The sequence below is a fragment of the Paenibacillus sp. FSL M8-0212 genome, assembly GCF_038004645.1.
GTDB lineage: Bacteria > Bacillota > Bacilli > Paenibacillales > Paenibacillaceae > Paenibacillus.
Window position 1 is genome coordinate 6,069,077 of record NZ_JBBORP010000001.1, and the last position, 14,059, is coordinate 6,083,135.

10 protein-coding genes are annotated in these 14,059 nt (G+C 48.8%); 1 reads left to right on the top strand and 9 read right to left on the bottom strand.

The window, feature by feature from the left end; all coding sequences use genetic code 11:
* Nucleotides 1-183: 183 nt before the first annotated feature.
* The 9 genes from MKX68_RS26505 to MKX68_RS26545 form a co-directional block, all read right to left on the bottom strand.
* The gene (locus MKX68_RS26505; protein ID WP_105598719.1) at nt 184-1,131 is read right to left on the bottom strand and encodes a carbohydrate ABC transporter permease; all 948 of its coding nucleotides are present in this window, start codon (nt 1,129-1,131) and stop codon (nt 184-186) included.
* 17 nt (nt 1,132-1,148) lie between these two features.
* Nucleotides 1,149-1,994, bottom strand: a complete 846-nt coding sequence (locus MKX68_RS26510; protein ID WP_082219083.1) for a carbohydrate ABC transporter permease — start codon at nt 1,992-1,994, stop codon at nt 1,149-1,151.
* Between the two features lie 53 nt (nt 1,995-2,047).
* Entirely contained in the window at nt 2,048-4,624 is a 2,577-nt protein-coding gene (locus MKX68_RS26515; protein WP_340914702.1) for a DUF5696 domain-containing protein, read from the bottom strand.
* A gap of 17 nt (nt 4,625-4,641) precedes the next feature.
* Complete coding sequence (locus tag MKX68_RS26520) at nt 4,642-5,277, bottom strand: YIP1 family protein (protein WP_076331158.1); 636 nt, start codon at nt 5,275-5,277, stop codon at nt 4,642-4,644.
* Nucleotides 5,261-6,724 (bottom strand): NHL repeat-containing protein, encoded by a 1,464-nt coding sequence (locus MKX68_RS26525; protein WP_340914703.1) that lies wholly within the window; start codon nt 6,722-6,724, stop codon nt 5,261-5,263. Before MKX68_RS26525 ends, MKX68_RS26520 begins: the two co-directional genes overlap by 17 nt.
* A gap of 15 nt (nt 6,725-6,739) precedes the next feature.
* Entirely contained in the window at nt 6,740-7,615 is an 876-nt protein-coding gene (locus MKX68_RS26530) for a carbohydrate ABC transporter permease (protein ID WP_026081082.1), read from the bottom strand.
* A 2-nt stretch (nt 7,616-7,617) separates the two neighbouring features.
* Nucleotides 7,618-8,574, bottom strand: coding sequence for a carbohydrate ABC transporter permease (locus MKX68_RS26535; protein WP_339309423.1), 957 nt, complete (start codon nt 8,572-8,574; stop codon nt 7,618-7,620).
* A gap of 19 nt (nt 8,575-8,593) precedes the next feature.
* On the bottom strand, nt 8,594-11,491 hold the full coding sequence (locus tag MKX68_RS26540) for an extracellular solute-binding protein (RefSeq protein ID WP_340914704.1): 2,898 nt from the start codon (nt 11,489-11,491) through the stop codon (nt 8,594-8,596).
* A 105-nt stretch (nt 11,492-11,596) separates the two neighbouring features.
* Nucleotides 11,597-12,952 carry an extracellular solute-binding protein gene (locus MKX68_RS26545; protein WP_036670945.1) on the bottom strand — a complete coding sequence of 452 codons (1,356 nt, stop codon included), beginning with the start codon at nt 12,950-12,952 and terminating at the stop codon, nt 11,597-11,599.
* A gap of 274 nt (nt 12,953-13,226) precedes the next feature.
* Here MKX68_RS26545 and MKX68_RS26550 point away from each other — a divergent pair, with 274 nt between their 5' ends.
* A complete protein-coding gene (locus tag MKX68_RS26550; protein WP_340914705.1) occupies nt 13,227-13,994 on the top strand; it encodes a helix-turn-helix domain-containing protein in 768 nt (255 codons plus the stop codon).
* The last annotated feature ends 65 nt before the right edge of the window (nt 13,995-14,059 follow it).

The following is a 14,059-nucleotide window of genomic DNA, read 5'->3' on the forward strand; positions in this document are numbered from 1 at the left end:
CCCGCTCCCGCAGCCCGTTCCATACCAGCAGGGGGATCCTGCGTAGGGAAGGATCGCGATTCTGCTGTGAGCAGACGTTCATGAGATCGTTACATGCCCCCTTTTCACAGATGGAATGTTGCATGAAGTTCCTCCTCCCTCTTCCCAGTCTGATCCCACTCCAAACGTACAGAAGAACTTAACTTAACCGACGATTCCCGTACGCTCTACACTCTCTACGAAATATCGTTGCACAAACAAATAGATGACGATCAAAGGCAGAATGGCAAGAAGAATTCCTGTATCCTGGATCATGCTCAGATAGAATGGATCGGCCTGGGAAGCTGCACCGTCGGTAACCTGCTGGGCCAGATTATACGGAAGGGACGATAACTGGGTCGACATGACTTTACTTGAAGTCAGATAAGTCGTCGTATAGAAGCTGTCGTTCCACTGCCATACGAAGGAAAACAGCATGACTGTTACCATGGACGGAATGGCATTGGGCAGCATGATTCTTGAAAATGTTCGTCCGATGCCCGCGCCGTCCACATAGGCCGCCTCCTCCACTTCCTTCGGAATACCCCTGAAGAATTGCCGGAAGATAAAGATGTACAAACCGGCCTTAAGTGAATTGGCCGTAATCGCCGTCAGAATAAACGGCCAATAGGTATTAAGCAAATTAACAGGTTTGCCGGCTATAAGCGTCATAAGCCCCATCAGATCAAAGCTTTTCAGATTCAGGTATACCGGAATGAGAATAGTCGTTGGCGGTACAAGAATCGTCAGAATTACACCAGCAAACAGCCAGTTGCTTCCCCTGAATTTCAGTCTGGCGAATCCGTATCCTGCAAGTGCACAGGATGCTGTAGTCAGCAGTGTAGTTGTTGCAGACAGGGCAAACGTATTAAACAGCGTTGCCCAGTAATCCATGACGCGTATCGCCTCTTTGAAATTGTCGATGGAGAAGTTCTGTGGAATCCATACCACCACTGCCGAATATAGATCACCTTTAGCTTTGATGGATGTGGAAACCTTCTGAAATATGGGAAACAGGATCACGAAGGAAAGCCCGGTAATCAGAACGAATCGGATCATGGCCCACAGCCAGCCTTTCCAATGCTCCAACGATAATAATCGTGATGTTGTCACGTGGGACACCCTCCTTTCTAATCTTGATAGAAGACTCGCTTCGAGAAAATGATGTTTACGATAACCAGAATGATGGCAATGGCCAGAAAGTAGACCCATGCCATGGCAGAACTTAATCCAAAGTCAAATTTGACGAAGCCGGTATCCCGGATCAGTTCCGTCATGGCGTTATTGGCAAACGAATCAATGATTGTATAGATCGCATTGACAAAAATAAGCGGGCTGACCATCGGGAACGTAATTTTCCAAAAGGCTTCATAACCCGTTGCCCCTTCCATCTTCGAAGCCTCATACAGTTGAGGGGAAATCGTCTGGATCCCTGCCAAAAAGATCAAAATCTGTACACCGGATTGACTGACGATCTGATAGATCCGATCTACGGCGCTGCTCAGATACGTAACGATCCAATCGCTCACTCCGGCGTTAACCATTAGATTTTCGAGTTCAAATGTCCCGAGTGAGCTTCCACCTGTGCTGCTCTGATTAACCGCTTCAATCAGGCTGGTGCTCTCCAGTGTCATAATCACTCCCGATGCCAGAATAACGGGCAGGAAAAAGATCGACCGCGCTACAGCCCGGCCCCTGAACTTCTGATTCAGGATGACGGCAAGGAACAGACTGAATATAACGATAAGCGGTACGTTGATGAGCACGTCTGTGATCGCCTCAATTAACGCACGGTTAAAGCTTGTATTGACGGTCAGCGCCTGAATGTAATTGGCAACACCGTTGAACTGAATCGCTATGCCTTCCGCGTTAGCCTGAATTGTACTCATGCTGTATCGCAGAGAGGCTAACAGCGGAATGAAGAAAAACAACACAAAACCAATGAGCCAGGGAAGCACGTAGATTACGCCCCACATGGCTTTCTGCTGAGCATACGTACGACTTCCCCATTTCCATTTCAGGAGCGTCTTCAGAGCTGCTCACCACCAGTCACATAGCTTTGGGCTTCCACTGTATCGTTGTCAACTTCTACAGGGAAGTCGTTATAATTGACAATTACGAACCCGCCACCTTCATATGTTGTCCGGAAGACGCCCTCCTCCAGGGTTTCATGGGACATCATGGAACGTCCGGCAAACGGTTGGTTCACCTGGTTCACCTCGTTGTAGATCTCGGCAGCCAGATCGATCCATTGTTCATAATTCGCCGCGTAGAGATCATCATAATCCGTTTCTTTCACAACATGGTTTGGCGCATTGAACCATGCAAAGTAAGGACTGGCTCCATATTCAATGAGCTTCAGCACATATTGCCTTGCATTGATATATGTGGAGAGATTGTATGGCGTCCCCGTATAACCGATGCTGCCGTGTACAACGAGCTGATAGAACGGAATCTCTTCATCCTCCAGCTTGAAACGACTGCTGGTCATCGGCGCATCTGTCAGACCAGTTACATACGGCAGAGCATAAGCGTTCCCGCCTTCAGCAACAAGCGAGCCAGCCTGCTGCCGGATCTGTTCAAGTGCCTTCTTCACGGAGCCGAGCGCTTGTGTTCGATCCACCAGCTTTTTCGGATTCATATCGCTGTTTAACTGAGCTGCCAGATCATTCAGGCTCAGCGACAGTCCATCCTTTTGAAGGGAACTGAGCTCATCTAACATGTCTGCCGTCACGTCCTCCAGCATGTTGGGCGAAAGCACATAGGATGGTGAACGATCCCGGTCCCGCCGCTGGATGGCCTGGTTCATCGGATACAAGACCGCCGGTTCCTGAGTTAATGTGCGTGAAGCTTCTTTGGACGGTTTAAACCCTTTTTTGGATTGCACATTCAGCAGAGCGATATCGGGATAGAAACCGATGCCCGCTTCTTGTGTATATGCACTGAAATCCCGCAATCCCTTTTTCCCGCCTACCGCGCCGTCTACCTGGATGGAATCCGGCAGTCGATGATGAAGCCCGCCGTTTAGCCATCCCGCATAGCGCACCTGAATATTGGATACCTTCTTCTCCGTCAAGGCGGAGAGAATGTTTTTGGCTTCATCAAATGTGGTCAAAGCCTCCGTTGAATCATACGGTATGCCCAGCATATGCTGCCTTGTTGTCATGCCGCCGAACAGTTGCAGATAAAAGGGAACGTTACTCTGCTCCTTGCTGGCGTTTAACTCGGGAAGTCCGCCGTTTTGCATCAGATAATCCCGATAGAGAGATGCAAGCCCTGAGTACGAGGCTTTATCCGCCCCGACAAAAGCATATCGAACGACGAAGTCAGACACAGTCGGTTTCTTCTGAAATTTCGGAAGTGTACGAACCATATCACTTGCCTGAAGCGTCACATCGCTCTTGTTCACTACATAGAAGCTTGGATATACGTTGTTGTAACTGTTCAGCTTGCCGCTGATATCGGCATTCACAACGGCAACAGCATCTCCTTGTTCAATAATGCCGAGGAAAGCCCCCTCTTTCCGAATCAGTCCAAATACCGGCAACCTGGCTCTAGCTTCATTCGAACTTGCTTCGCGCAGTTTCATGGTCATATCCGGTCCGTATATGTCTTGTTGATAGGCGGGATACTGCAGCTTGCCATTGTTAAAATGGATCAGTGCTCCCGAACCGTCCGGCACCAGTATGGAGCCCTCTTCGTCTGAACCCCCGGCCCCGAAATAATCCATTACAGATATGCTGTTGATCGGATATTCCTCCGGAAAATGAATGCCTGAGGACGGAACACGTACAAGCAGATCCTCTCCATCCAGCTCATATTCCATCGTAAGCATAAACAGCCGTGGTCCACTCCGTTCTTCTTCAATGCCGAACTCGGCGTGATCCTGAGCCAGATCCTCCGATGTGTAACCGGCTGTGTCAAAAGCTTTCAAGGCCCGGGACAATTGCAATCCTTGCATCGCCTTATCAATCCGAACATAAGCGCCTTCATCCTTATCTTCCGCATAACCGACCTTCAAGGCCCGCTGCCCGGCCTTGTCTAGCTGTGCAAGCAGCTTTTGTTCAAATCGCTCCTTGCTGATCTTCATCGGCAAGTCTTCTATGGATCGCTCAGTGCTTCCAAACTGATAGTGGACCCGCACGCCGCCTGGCAGCACCTCGTAGCTTATCTGCTTGTGTGCAACACTATCCGTGAAGGAATTCACGGTGCTGCTCTGTCCGAGGCTGTTGAAGAAGCTGAGCTTTGTTTGTGATGACAAAAGGTCTTTGTTTATCCCGGCTGCAACCCCATCCAGCTCACGATCTGCAGGATTGCTGCGCCAGATCTGGCCACTCTGCGTGTGAATCACTGCAATCTCGGCAGTCTCTTCGTTAATGAACAACTGCAGCGCAGCATTCTGCGCAATGCCTACCATGCCGGGAAGGCGGACATCGCTGAACGATGATTTCAGTTTCTCTCCGGGAGGCAGGGAGGGAAAGTCTGTCGAATCTGCGGCAGTCACTGTCTCGTGAGCAAGCGGTGTTGGCGAGAATTGACAACCGCCAAGAAGCAGACTGCCCGCGAGCAGCATTCCTGTTATTTTTTTGGCTACGGTATAATTCATAACAATTTCCTCCTCCCTTAGCCCCGAAGCACTAATTCCTGATAGATGGTTACGACAAACGATACAATCTGCTGTACGAGACTAAAGAATAACAGGCACAGAAATGCCATAAACGCCATCGCCACAAGTGTCAGCAGCATCGTGAGCACCGTTTTGGCTGGAGTGTACTGATGAACCGTCATATTCCCCACAAATAACAGATATACCGTCCACGCAACGGCGAGTGCATTGGAGAAATAATAAAAGGCAGTTTCCTGCGCAGAGATCACAAGACTCAGCCAGATCCATGGAAAATGAATGAGGAACAACGGTACCAGTGCAAAACACGTTGACATGAAAATTTCGGAGAACTTGCCTTCCCCGTCCATCAATGTGGTTAACGACCAGTTGGCCACACACCAAAACAGCACCGGTATAATGACATATACCATTTCGAGCAGACTGTTCAGGTACTTTGGATTACTAAGGTTAATGAGAAAACCGCTGTACTGGGCATGCAAAATTTTGGTGATGACCAGAAGCACCAGGATCATGAAAGCAATCAGCAGTGAGTTTCTTTGGTTCCGTTCATATTTCAATTCCCAGTATCCGTCAAACGGATGAAATATCAGGTGCAGCGGGTACTGGTATAGTTCCTTACTTGATGCCTGCATTCGTAGTCCTCCTTTTCTGCCTGCGAACGATGATGACGGTGACAATCGCAGCGACAGCCAGGAATATACCGGACATCATCCATGAAAAATGCTCACGCATCAGCTCTTTGCGGTACAAAAGAAAAGCTTTGGAATACCCTTTGGGCTCCATGCTGCGCTTGAAATATTTCGCAGACTCGGCATATTCCTTCTGACGAAGCAATGCTTTGCCAATTCCCGCATACGCGTATTCCAAGTTAGCGTTCATTTCAGCAGCTTGGGCAAACAGCACCGAAGATTGATCTTCATCACCGTTATAGTAGCTGCGCACCGCTTCGTGGAGTGTACGTCCGTATTCCGTTGTTTGAAAGACGGTGATTTCTCCCAGCGCTTTATCCAGAACTAACATTCGGTCTCCTGCACGTTCCAGGGCAACAGGTGTATTAAACTGGCCCAGCCGGTTCCCGATGCCGCCATATATATGGAGCAGATATCCGTCTCCATTGTAGGTGAAGATTCGGCCCTTGCTGGAATCCAGTACGGAATACATGTCACTGTCACCCACATCCACATCAATCAGACGGGATGGCCCTGCTTCCTGGGTATACAGCAAATCACCCTGCGGAGTCTGATAGCCTTCTCTACGCAAAATGTCTGTACCCTGGGCATTCAGCTTCTTGACCGGATCTTTGCCGCGATCCCCGCTAGTGGCGTAGATAAAGCCCTCTTCATCCATATCCAGATTGGTAAATTCCGTTGGAGTGAACATCACCATCTGACTGCGCTGCTCCCGTGTTGCAAACCGTTTCCATAGATACTCCACCGGGTCCACCTGAACTCTGTTCGCTCCAATGAAGGAAGAGAACGTACCATCGGCGCTGAACTCCATGAATCCATCAAATACGCCTTCGGCCATGACGTAGATACGCTCCCCTTTGTCCATAACAATCCGCATCGGTTTAAACTGGAAGTCTGCTTTTAACAGATCCGATTTTGGTTCAGACACGATCTTGACCAGCTTCCCCTGTTCATCCAGATGCACGACCCGGTGATTATCCGAATCAGCGACCAGCAGATGGCCCTTTTCCGTTACGTACAATCCCTGTGGATTTTTAAAAAGATCTTCCTTGCCTTCCTGCTCGAATGAATCAATCGTCCGTACCAGCTTGAAGTTGCGATCCATCTCAATGATGCGGCCATTGCCCGAGTCGAGCACAAAGACGTGCTGATTGGCGGTAACATGCATGTCACTTGGCTCTTTCATCGGAGTTGTGTTCAGCTTCTTGCCGGTGATAATGGTTGTTGCCTCATATGCCGCCGGTGCCGGAACTGCGTCACCCCAGAATGAATAATGATATGCATCCGTTTTACCGTCTGCACTCACATAGGGCGCCTCTTGAACGAACAACAGGAGGCAGATCATGCCCATGATGATCGATTTACGTTTGTTCCATGTGCTTCTCCGCACCTCGCTGCCTCCTTTCTACTCTTTCATGCCCGAAGTGGCCATCGTCTGCATAACACTGCTCTGAGAGATGATAAACAGGGTGATCGGTACAATCATCAGCAGCAAGGCAACAGCCGCACCTACACCGGCTCTTGCAATCCCTCCCTGCACAATCTGACTGAGCGCATAATGCAGCGTTTTGAGATTTTCACTGTAAATGAAGCTCCCGCCATCCGTTCCCCATAAAGCTGGAAACTGCAGGATCATGAGTGTGAGCCATGCCGGTTTTACATTAGGCATCACGATGCTCCAGAATATCCGGTATTCATTGGCCCCGTCGATTTTGGCTGCCTCCAGCAAAGCATCAGGAATCTGCTCCATGAACTGTTTCATCAGGAAAAGTCCCAGCGAGAACGCAAGTGATGGCACAATAATGGACGCATGAGTGTTAATCCAGCCGAGCCAGGACATGACCATGTAGTTCGGAATCGCCGTAACATGCGGCGAGAACATCAGGGACAGAATGACAATGGTGAACAACACTTTGGAACCCGGAAAACGATATTTCGCCAGCGGATAAGCTGCTGCAGATGCAAGAAGGATATGCCCTGCTGTGCCAAGTATCGTAATGAGCAATGTGTTGGCAATATAGCGGGATAACGGCACCCACGAATTGCCCATGAGGTTGATCAGATCGGCAAAATTCTCCGTTGTCGGATTGTTCACCCAGAAGCGCGGCGGGAAAATAAACAGCTCATCCAGCGGCTTGAATGCATTGTTGACAGCATAGATGAGCGGAAGCACCATAAAGGAGCCGAACACGCCCAGCAATGCAAATAACATCAGGCTGACGGTAAATGACCGATTAAGCCTTTTTGGCATGCCAAACACGGCACGTACTTTGCTGGTCATCGTCATTCACCTATCTTTCTAAGCATTTTTTGCGTGAAAACGTTTGTACCCAGCATCAGGGCAAACAGGACCGTTGCGATGGCCGAGGCATACCCCATCTCGAAACGAATGGTTCCGAAGTCCATCAGATGCGTGACAACTGTGTGTGCAGCATAGTTCACGCTCGGGAAACCTGCCAGTGCGATGGAAATCTCAGCTACGGCGAAGGAAGCGGTAATCTGCATTACCGCACCAAACATCAACTGCGGTCTCATCGAAGGCAAGGTGATGTACCAGAGCTCCTGCCAGCGGTTTTTGATCCCGTCTACGGTTCCTGCTTCAACCAGAGAACGATCAATGGTTTGCAGTCCTGCAATAAAGGCCAGGAAGCTGGTTCCCAGGCTCAGCCACAGCTGTACAATAATAACGATTGCCAGTACATATTTCTCGTCTGCGAGCCATTGGATCGGTTCCAGTACGACGCCAAGGCGCATCAGGAAGCCGTTCATATAACCGTAGCTGTCACCCGAGAAGATGATCAGCCAGATGAAAAAGACGTTGCCCGATATGGATGGGGCATAGAAAACCAGCGTCATGACCGCCCGAATTTTAGGAGACAGCTCATTAATGATCCACGCAAACAAAAAGCAGGCAATATAACTGACAGGGCCTGTAATCACGGCAAAAAGCAGCGTGTTTTTGAGCGCGATCAGAAATACGTCATCGTTCAGAAAAAGCCGGGAATAGTTCTGCCAGCCGACAAATCGCGGCAGCTCCAGCATATTGAAGTGAAAAAAGCTGAGCCCGAGTGAAATGCCGACCGGAATGACCGTAAACATGAAAAAAATCAGCATAAACGGTGCCATCAATACATAATAATGCCTGCTGAGATACAGATCCCGCTTCAATAGGGACCACCAGCCGACCTGGCGGGTATGGACGGCAGGAGCGGCGGCTGTCTTGGTAGTTTTAGCTTGCAACCGTTACCCTCCCTTTCCTCTATTTCAGATTAAATTCCTTGCGTTTCAATTCAATTTCATCATCAATGTACAACACATAGTCCGATAAGGCTTCACGTGGATTTTCATTAGCATTGACCACCTTGCGGAAGGCGTTATCCAGATGTCGTCCCGTGAAGTAACCTCCAGGAAGCTGCGGGATTCCCTGTACCCATTCCCATTGTTTCTCGAGATTTTGATAATCCTTCACAGGCCAAGGCAATTGCTTCAAGGCTTCGATATTGGCCGTAGGGTAACGGGCAGCCGCTCCCATAAGACCTTCCATTTCTCTCCCGTATTCAATCTGGGTCTGATCATCAGTCCACCACTTCATGAACTTCCACGCCGCTTCCTTGTTGTCGGCATTTTCGAGCATCATCACCGCACTCGTAGCGCTGGCCACTTCATGCCGTATGGACCCATCCGGAAGCTGTGTACCCGGAACAATCGTAAAGTCCCAGAGATTGCGGATTTCCGGAGCCATAACCGTCAGCATGTTATACGTGGTGTAATCAGCAATTCCGATCGGCATTTCCCCCGTACGGAAGCGGTTCGGAAAATCGGCTTTGAGCGGAAACTTGTAATTGGTATAAAATTGCGTCCAGCGTTTGAACGCGTCCATTGAAATCTCCGAATCCAGTGCACTTTTCTTCTGGTCTTCGGTGTAGAACGTTCCGTCATTCTGATATAACAACATCGCAAAGGTTGAATTCGGAACCAGGTTGGCATTGTTCAGCGTATCCTCTATCGGCAGATAAAACTCCATGTTATGTTTCTGCAGCACGGCGATGGCGTTATATACGTCTTGCCACGTTTTCGGCGGTTCGAGGCCCAGTTCATTCAGAATATCTTTGCGGTAAAAGAGCATTGGAAAATGCTGCTGCTCCGGAAGGGCATATACCCCGTCGTTGTACCGGTAAGGCGTCAATCCGCTTTCACGGAACCTGCCCGAAACTTCCTCAAAATCGGGGAACTGGCTCAGATCCGCTGTTGCATTCCTCATCGCATAGTTCACCGGAATGTCTTCACCCATCTGCATGGCTACATCCGGTCCTTCCCCCGAGAGTGTTGCGGGCAGCAAAATATTAGGCGGAACGAGACGTAACTGCACGGACACATCCGTATCCGGGGTAAACGAATCGTCGATCATACCTTTCAGTACTTGGGCCTGATCTCGTCCGGTTGTGATCCATACGGTGATGGCATCCTTCTTTTGTTCCACGTTCCCAATGCTGTCGTAATCTTCGGTATACGAGGCAACATATGCGCCCAGTTCGTGCTTCACCTGCTGGACAGTGCTCGCTTCCGCTTTTGGCAGCGATTCACCCGGCGGAGATACGACAAGGTAATCCAACGTAATCGGCTGTTCACGTACCGATAGAATCCATGTGCCGAGACCGCCTACGTTAATTTTGAACGTATCCAGCCGTTTGGGAACCGTCTCTGGTCTGGCCGCCATATCTTCAAGCTGCAATACCATGGCGTGCAGTACGGCCACTTTGTCACTTTGCTCACCCGTGGCCTTTTCCAGGTAATCTGCAACGGAGCGCAAGGTGTCAGCTTGTCGTTCAAACACCTCCGTCATCTCCGGAATACGCCGTTCCAGCTGGTAATCCCGCAGTGGGTCCGGACTGTTGGAGGTGATCATTAATATTTTGCGATACATCTCATTCAGTTCCAGCACGCTGGATTCCACGGTCCGCAGCAGCGGAGCGATGTCGCCAAGTGTAACCGTCATTCGGATTCGGTGTTTTCCTTTTTCCAGATGAAACTGATATGGCTGATCTTCTCCCGATCCCAACACCTGAGTTTGCCAGGCAGGGCTGTAGTTAAATCGAATGCGTTTCATTTCCTTAAACGGAACTTCGCCGTTAATCGTCAGACTGCGGGTGGCATAGATGCCACGCAATTGATCCTGCTTCACCTTAAGCGCCAGTTGATACAGTCCGTCTTCAGGCACGTCAATTTCCCATTCAATCCATTCGCCCGGCAGTTTCCAGTTAATGCCCCCGATGGCGTTCATCCGAATTTTCGATACATTATAAGGCTCCAGTGAAGGACTTGATCGGTCCGAGATTGGTGCCAGTGTAGGGGATGATTTGCTGACAGCTTCCTCCCCCTGTACTTTCAGCATGACAGGAGCCGCTTGTTTCAAGCCAAGTGAGGCATAGGTCTTCTCCAGCTCTGTATAGGACGGGACTTCATTTTCCTGGTAAAGCTCGATATAATCAATCGCCATGCTTTCTCTTAATGAAGTGAGCGAGAACTGCTGACTGCCTTTTTCAAAATAAAACTGAAACGGTTCCTCGAAGTACCCTGCACTGTCCTTGAAGGAAGTCAGTTGCCATTCGGGCTGTTCCACTTGTCTTGGTCTAAGCTCGTTACCACGATCGTCCTGCCGGACGTTATCCTCGCGATTCCCCCATACCCTGTCAAACAGAAGAATATCGGCCCCTCTGAACGGGACCTTACCGTTAAGTTCAAGCCTGCGTTCGATCCCGGAGCTTTTGCCTTCTACGGGATAATAGTGAATGCGAATGTTGTACAAACCGCTCACTTGAACGGGAACATCCCAGCGAATGGTTCCAGTTTCCGGCGTAATTACGGCACTTCCGTCTAATCCGGCGTACCCTTGCACAACCTCAAATTCCCCATCCTCTGCCTGAACATAAGATTCGCCTTCGATGCGTACAATTTCATCCGGTTTGGCCGTATTGTCATGAGCAGTCAGATAATGCTCATAACTGAATGAATCCTCGGTTCCCGATACCGCCTCAAAGTCCTCAAGCGCATGTACGGTTCCCGGATTACGATCCCGCGATGGATATAGTGTCCATATGGAGAGCACCAAGGCCAGGACAAGCACCAGGATTAGTCCCTTTTTCTTACGTGACCGCATGTTTGAATGTATCCCCTTTCCTGTAAGCGTTGAGAGAACTGAACGATTGACTAACCCGGACAGACCGCACCTTCACTGGTGCGTTCTGCCCGTGTAACGTAATACTTATTTGTAAACCTCATCAATCGCAGCCTGGAAAGGAGCCTTGTATTTCTCGATCAGCGTAGATACGGACACCCCTTCTTTGAGTTCCCCATCAAAGTCCCAGAACGGCAAGGACGGGAATGTGTTATGGTCGAGAACCAACATACCTTCCGCGACCTCTCTGGCGTTGTTGATATCTGCTTCATCGGTCAGATGTGTCTCCAGTGTGGATTGTCCCGGATACTCATAGATCGAATCGATCTCGTTAATTTTCTCCCAGATGTACATCAGTTGTTCCGGATTCTCTACCGCTTTAGGAATCGTTATAGCCTGGTAACGTGACTCACCGGAGTGATACGCTGTTGCACTTGGACCTTTTGGAAACGGTACAAAACCAATATCGTAGTCCTGCATATCCGTCATAATACCTTCGACTTCGTACATGGCACCTGAATACATCAAGGTGTTGCCTTGACGGAAGAACGTGGATGGCTCTGTCCAATCGCCGCCCTCAGAAGCTCTGCCGACCTTCTCGGTAGCCAGTTTGGACAGGAAGTTCAACGCTTCTTTCGTTTTTGGATCTTCCAGGTTCTGCTTATCCTCTTTGGTCAGAGAAGCCTCGTTGGAATACAGAATCGGTTCCAGCAAGCCCGTTTGAGCGAGTCCCCAAGTATCCAGCTTGCCATCATTGTTTCGATCCTTGTTCGCTTGCTTGGCAACACTGATGAATGTATCCCAGTTCCATTCATCGGCATCCACATACTCCTGAAGTGGCTTCAAGCCGAGCTCTTGCATGAGTGTGCGATTATAGAAAATTCCGTTGATAAACGAGGACTGGTCCTCAGTAAAGCCGTAACCTTTACCTTCATACTGCATGTATTCCTTGGTTGTTTTCTGGTTGAATACCTTGTCGTTTTTAATATAATCATCCACCGGCCATAACAGATCCTGTTTGGTCAATGCCGGAATGGCATAGTTTTTGCCCAGTCTCACCAGATCGCCAAGCGGTTCACCGGCCATCAGGGAAGCAACTACTTTTTCCTGATATTCACCGAAATCGATGGAAACGTATTCAATATTAAAGTTGTGTTTTTTCTTCAGCGCTTCGAGATTCTCAAGGCGTTGAATGTTGTCCGGGTTGTTCCCCTGTATTTCCATGTCCCACCAAGCAACAACCTTGATGGTTCTGCCGCCCATGTCAAAGTCCATTTCTGGCGTGGAGTTTTCATTCTTGGGCTCGGTTTCCGCTGGTTTTTGTTCCTCCTGTGGTGTTGTCTTTTCCGGCTCGGGTTGAGCGGTAGGTGCAGAACTGCATGCAGCAATCACCAACAAGACCGCAAATACCAGGCTCAGTAGCATGAACTTGTTTTTTCTCATCGTCTTCCCCCCTGATTGTCGTTTGCTATCACAGTGTATCGTCACAATGAAAGCGCAAACAACCTGCCGGAATACAGATGTTTACCCGGGCTGAATATAGATTTGCGTAATTTTGCGCGAGCAAAGTGCATTAGAGGTTTTAATTGGTAAAGAAATGCACTGTCTACAAAAATATGCACATTGTATGCGCTTTCTTTTATTACCATAATGAAATTAAGTCAAATTTCAGTTAATCTAGCGCATTACAATTCAGCAGAAGGTGAGGTATTGCTTCATGTATGATATTTTACTTGTGGATTTCAGCCGTCGTTTGTGCGGAGAGTTGCAACAGATGTTGCTACGGAGCAAAGCTCAATATACTATCGCAAATTGTGTGTTCTCATCGGCCGAGGCTTTGACCGCATTGTCAGAACGAGACTTTTCCCTTGTTATGGTACATACAGAGAGGTTTGATACCGCGGGGCTCTGGTTATGCAACAACATTCGAAAGAAAAGTCAGATAGCCATCCTCCTGATGGGTGGAAGAGATCACTTCAGGTTTGTACGCAAAGCCCTGACGTATCAGGTAAATGATTATCTCCCGTATCCTGTTAGTCCCTCTACTTTACTTAACAGTCTGCATGGACTTAGATCCCACCTTGAAACCGACCCGGCACACAAAACGTCGTCGTTCTTCAAAACACCCGTTCAAATGAATGGTAAACCCATGCACTCCAGTCATGTCATTCGTATCGTCAAGGCCTATGTACGGGATCATCTGAGTGATGAAATCACGCTGAAGAAGATCTCTGACATGCTTCATTTTAACTGTGCGTACCTTGGACAGAAGTTCAAGCTGGAAGAGAAGATGTCTTTCAATGATTATATGCTCCAGCAACGTATGGAAAAGGCCCAGCAGTTGTTGTCTTCCACAAATCTGCGAATATATGAGATTGCTATTGAGGTAGGCTATAAGGATATTGATTGGTTCTATAAAAAGTTCAAAGCGTATGCCGGATCGAGTCCCAATGCTTATAGAAGACAAAAAATCAACACGGCCTAAGGTGAAACGCCGAATCGCTTTGTTTATCAAGTAGATAATAACCACAAAAAAAGCAGGATGAAAAA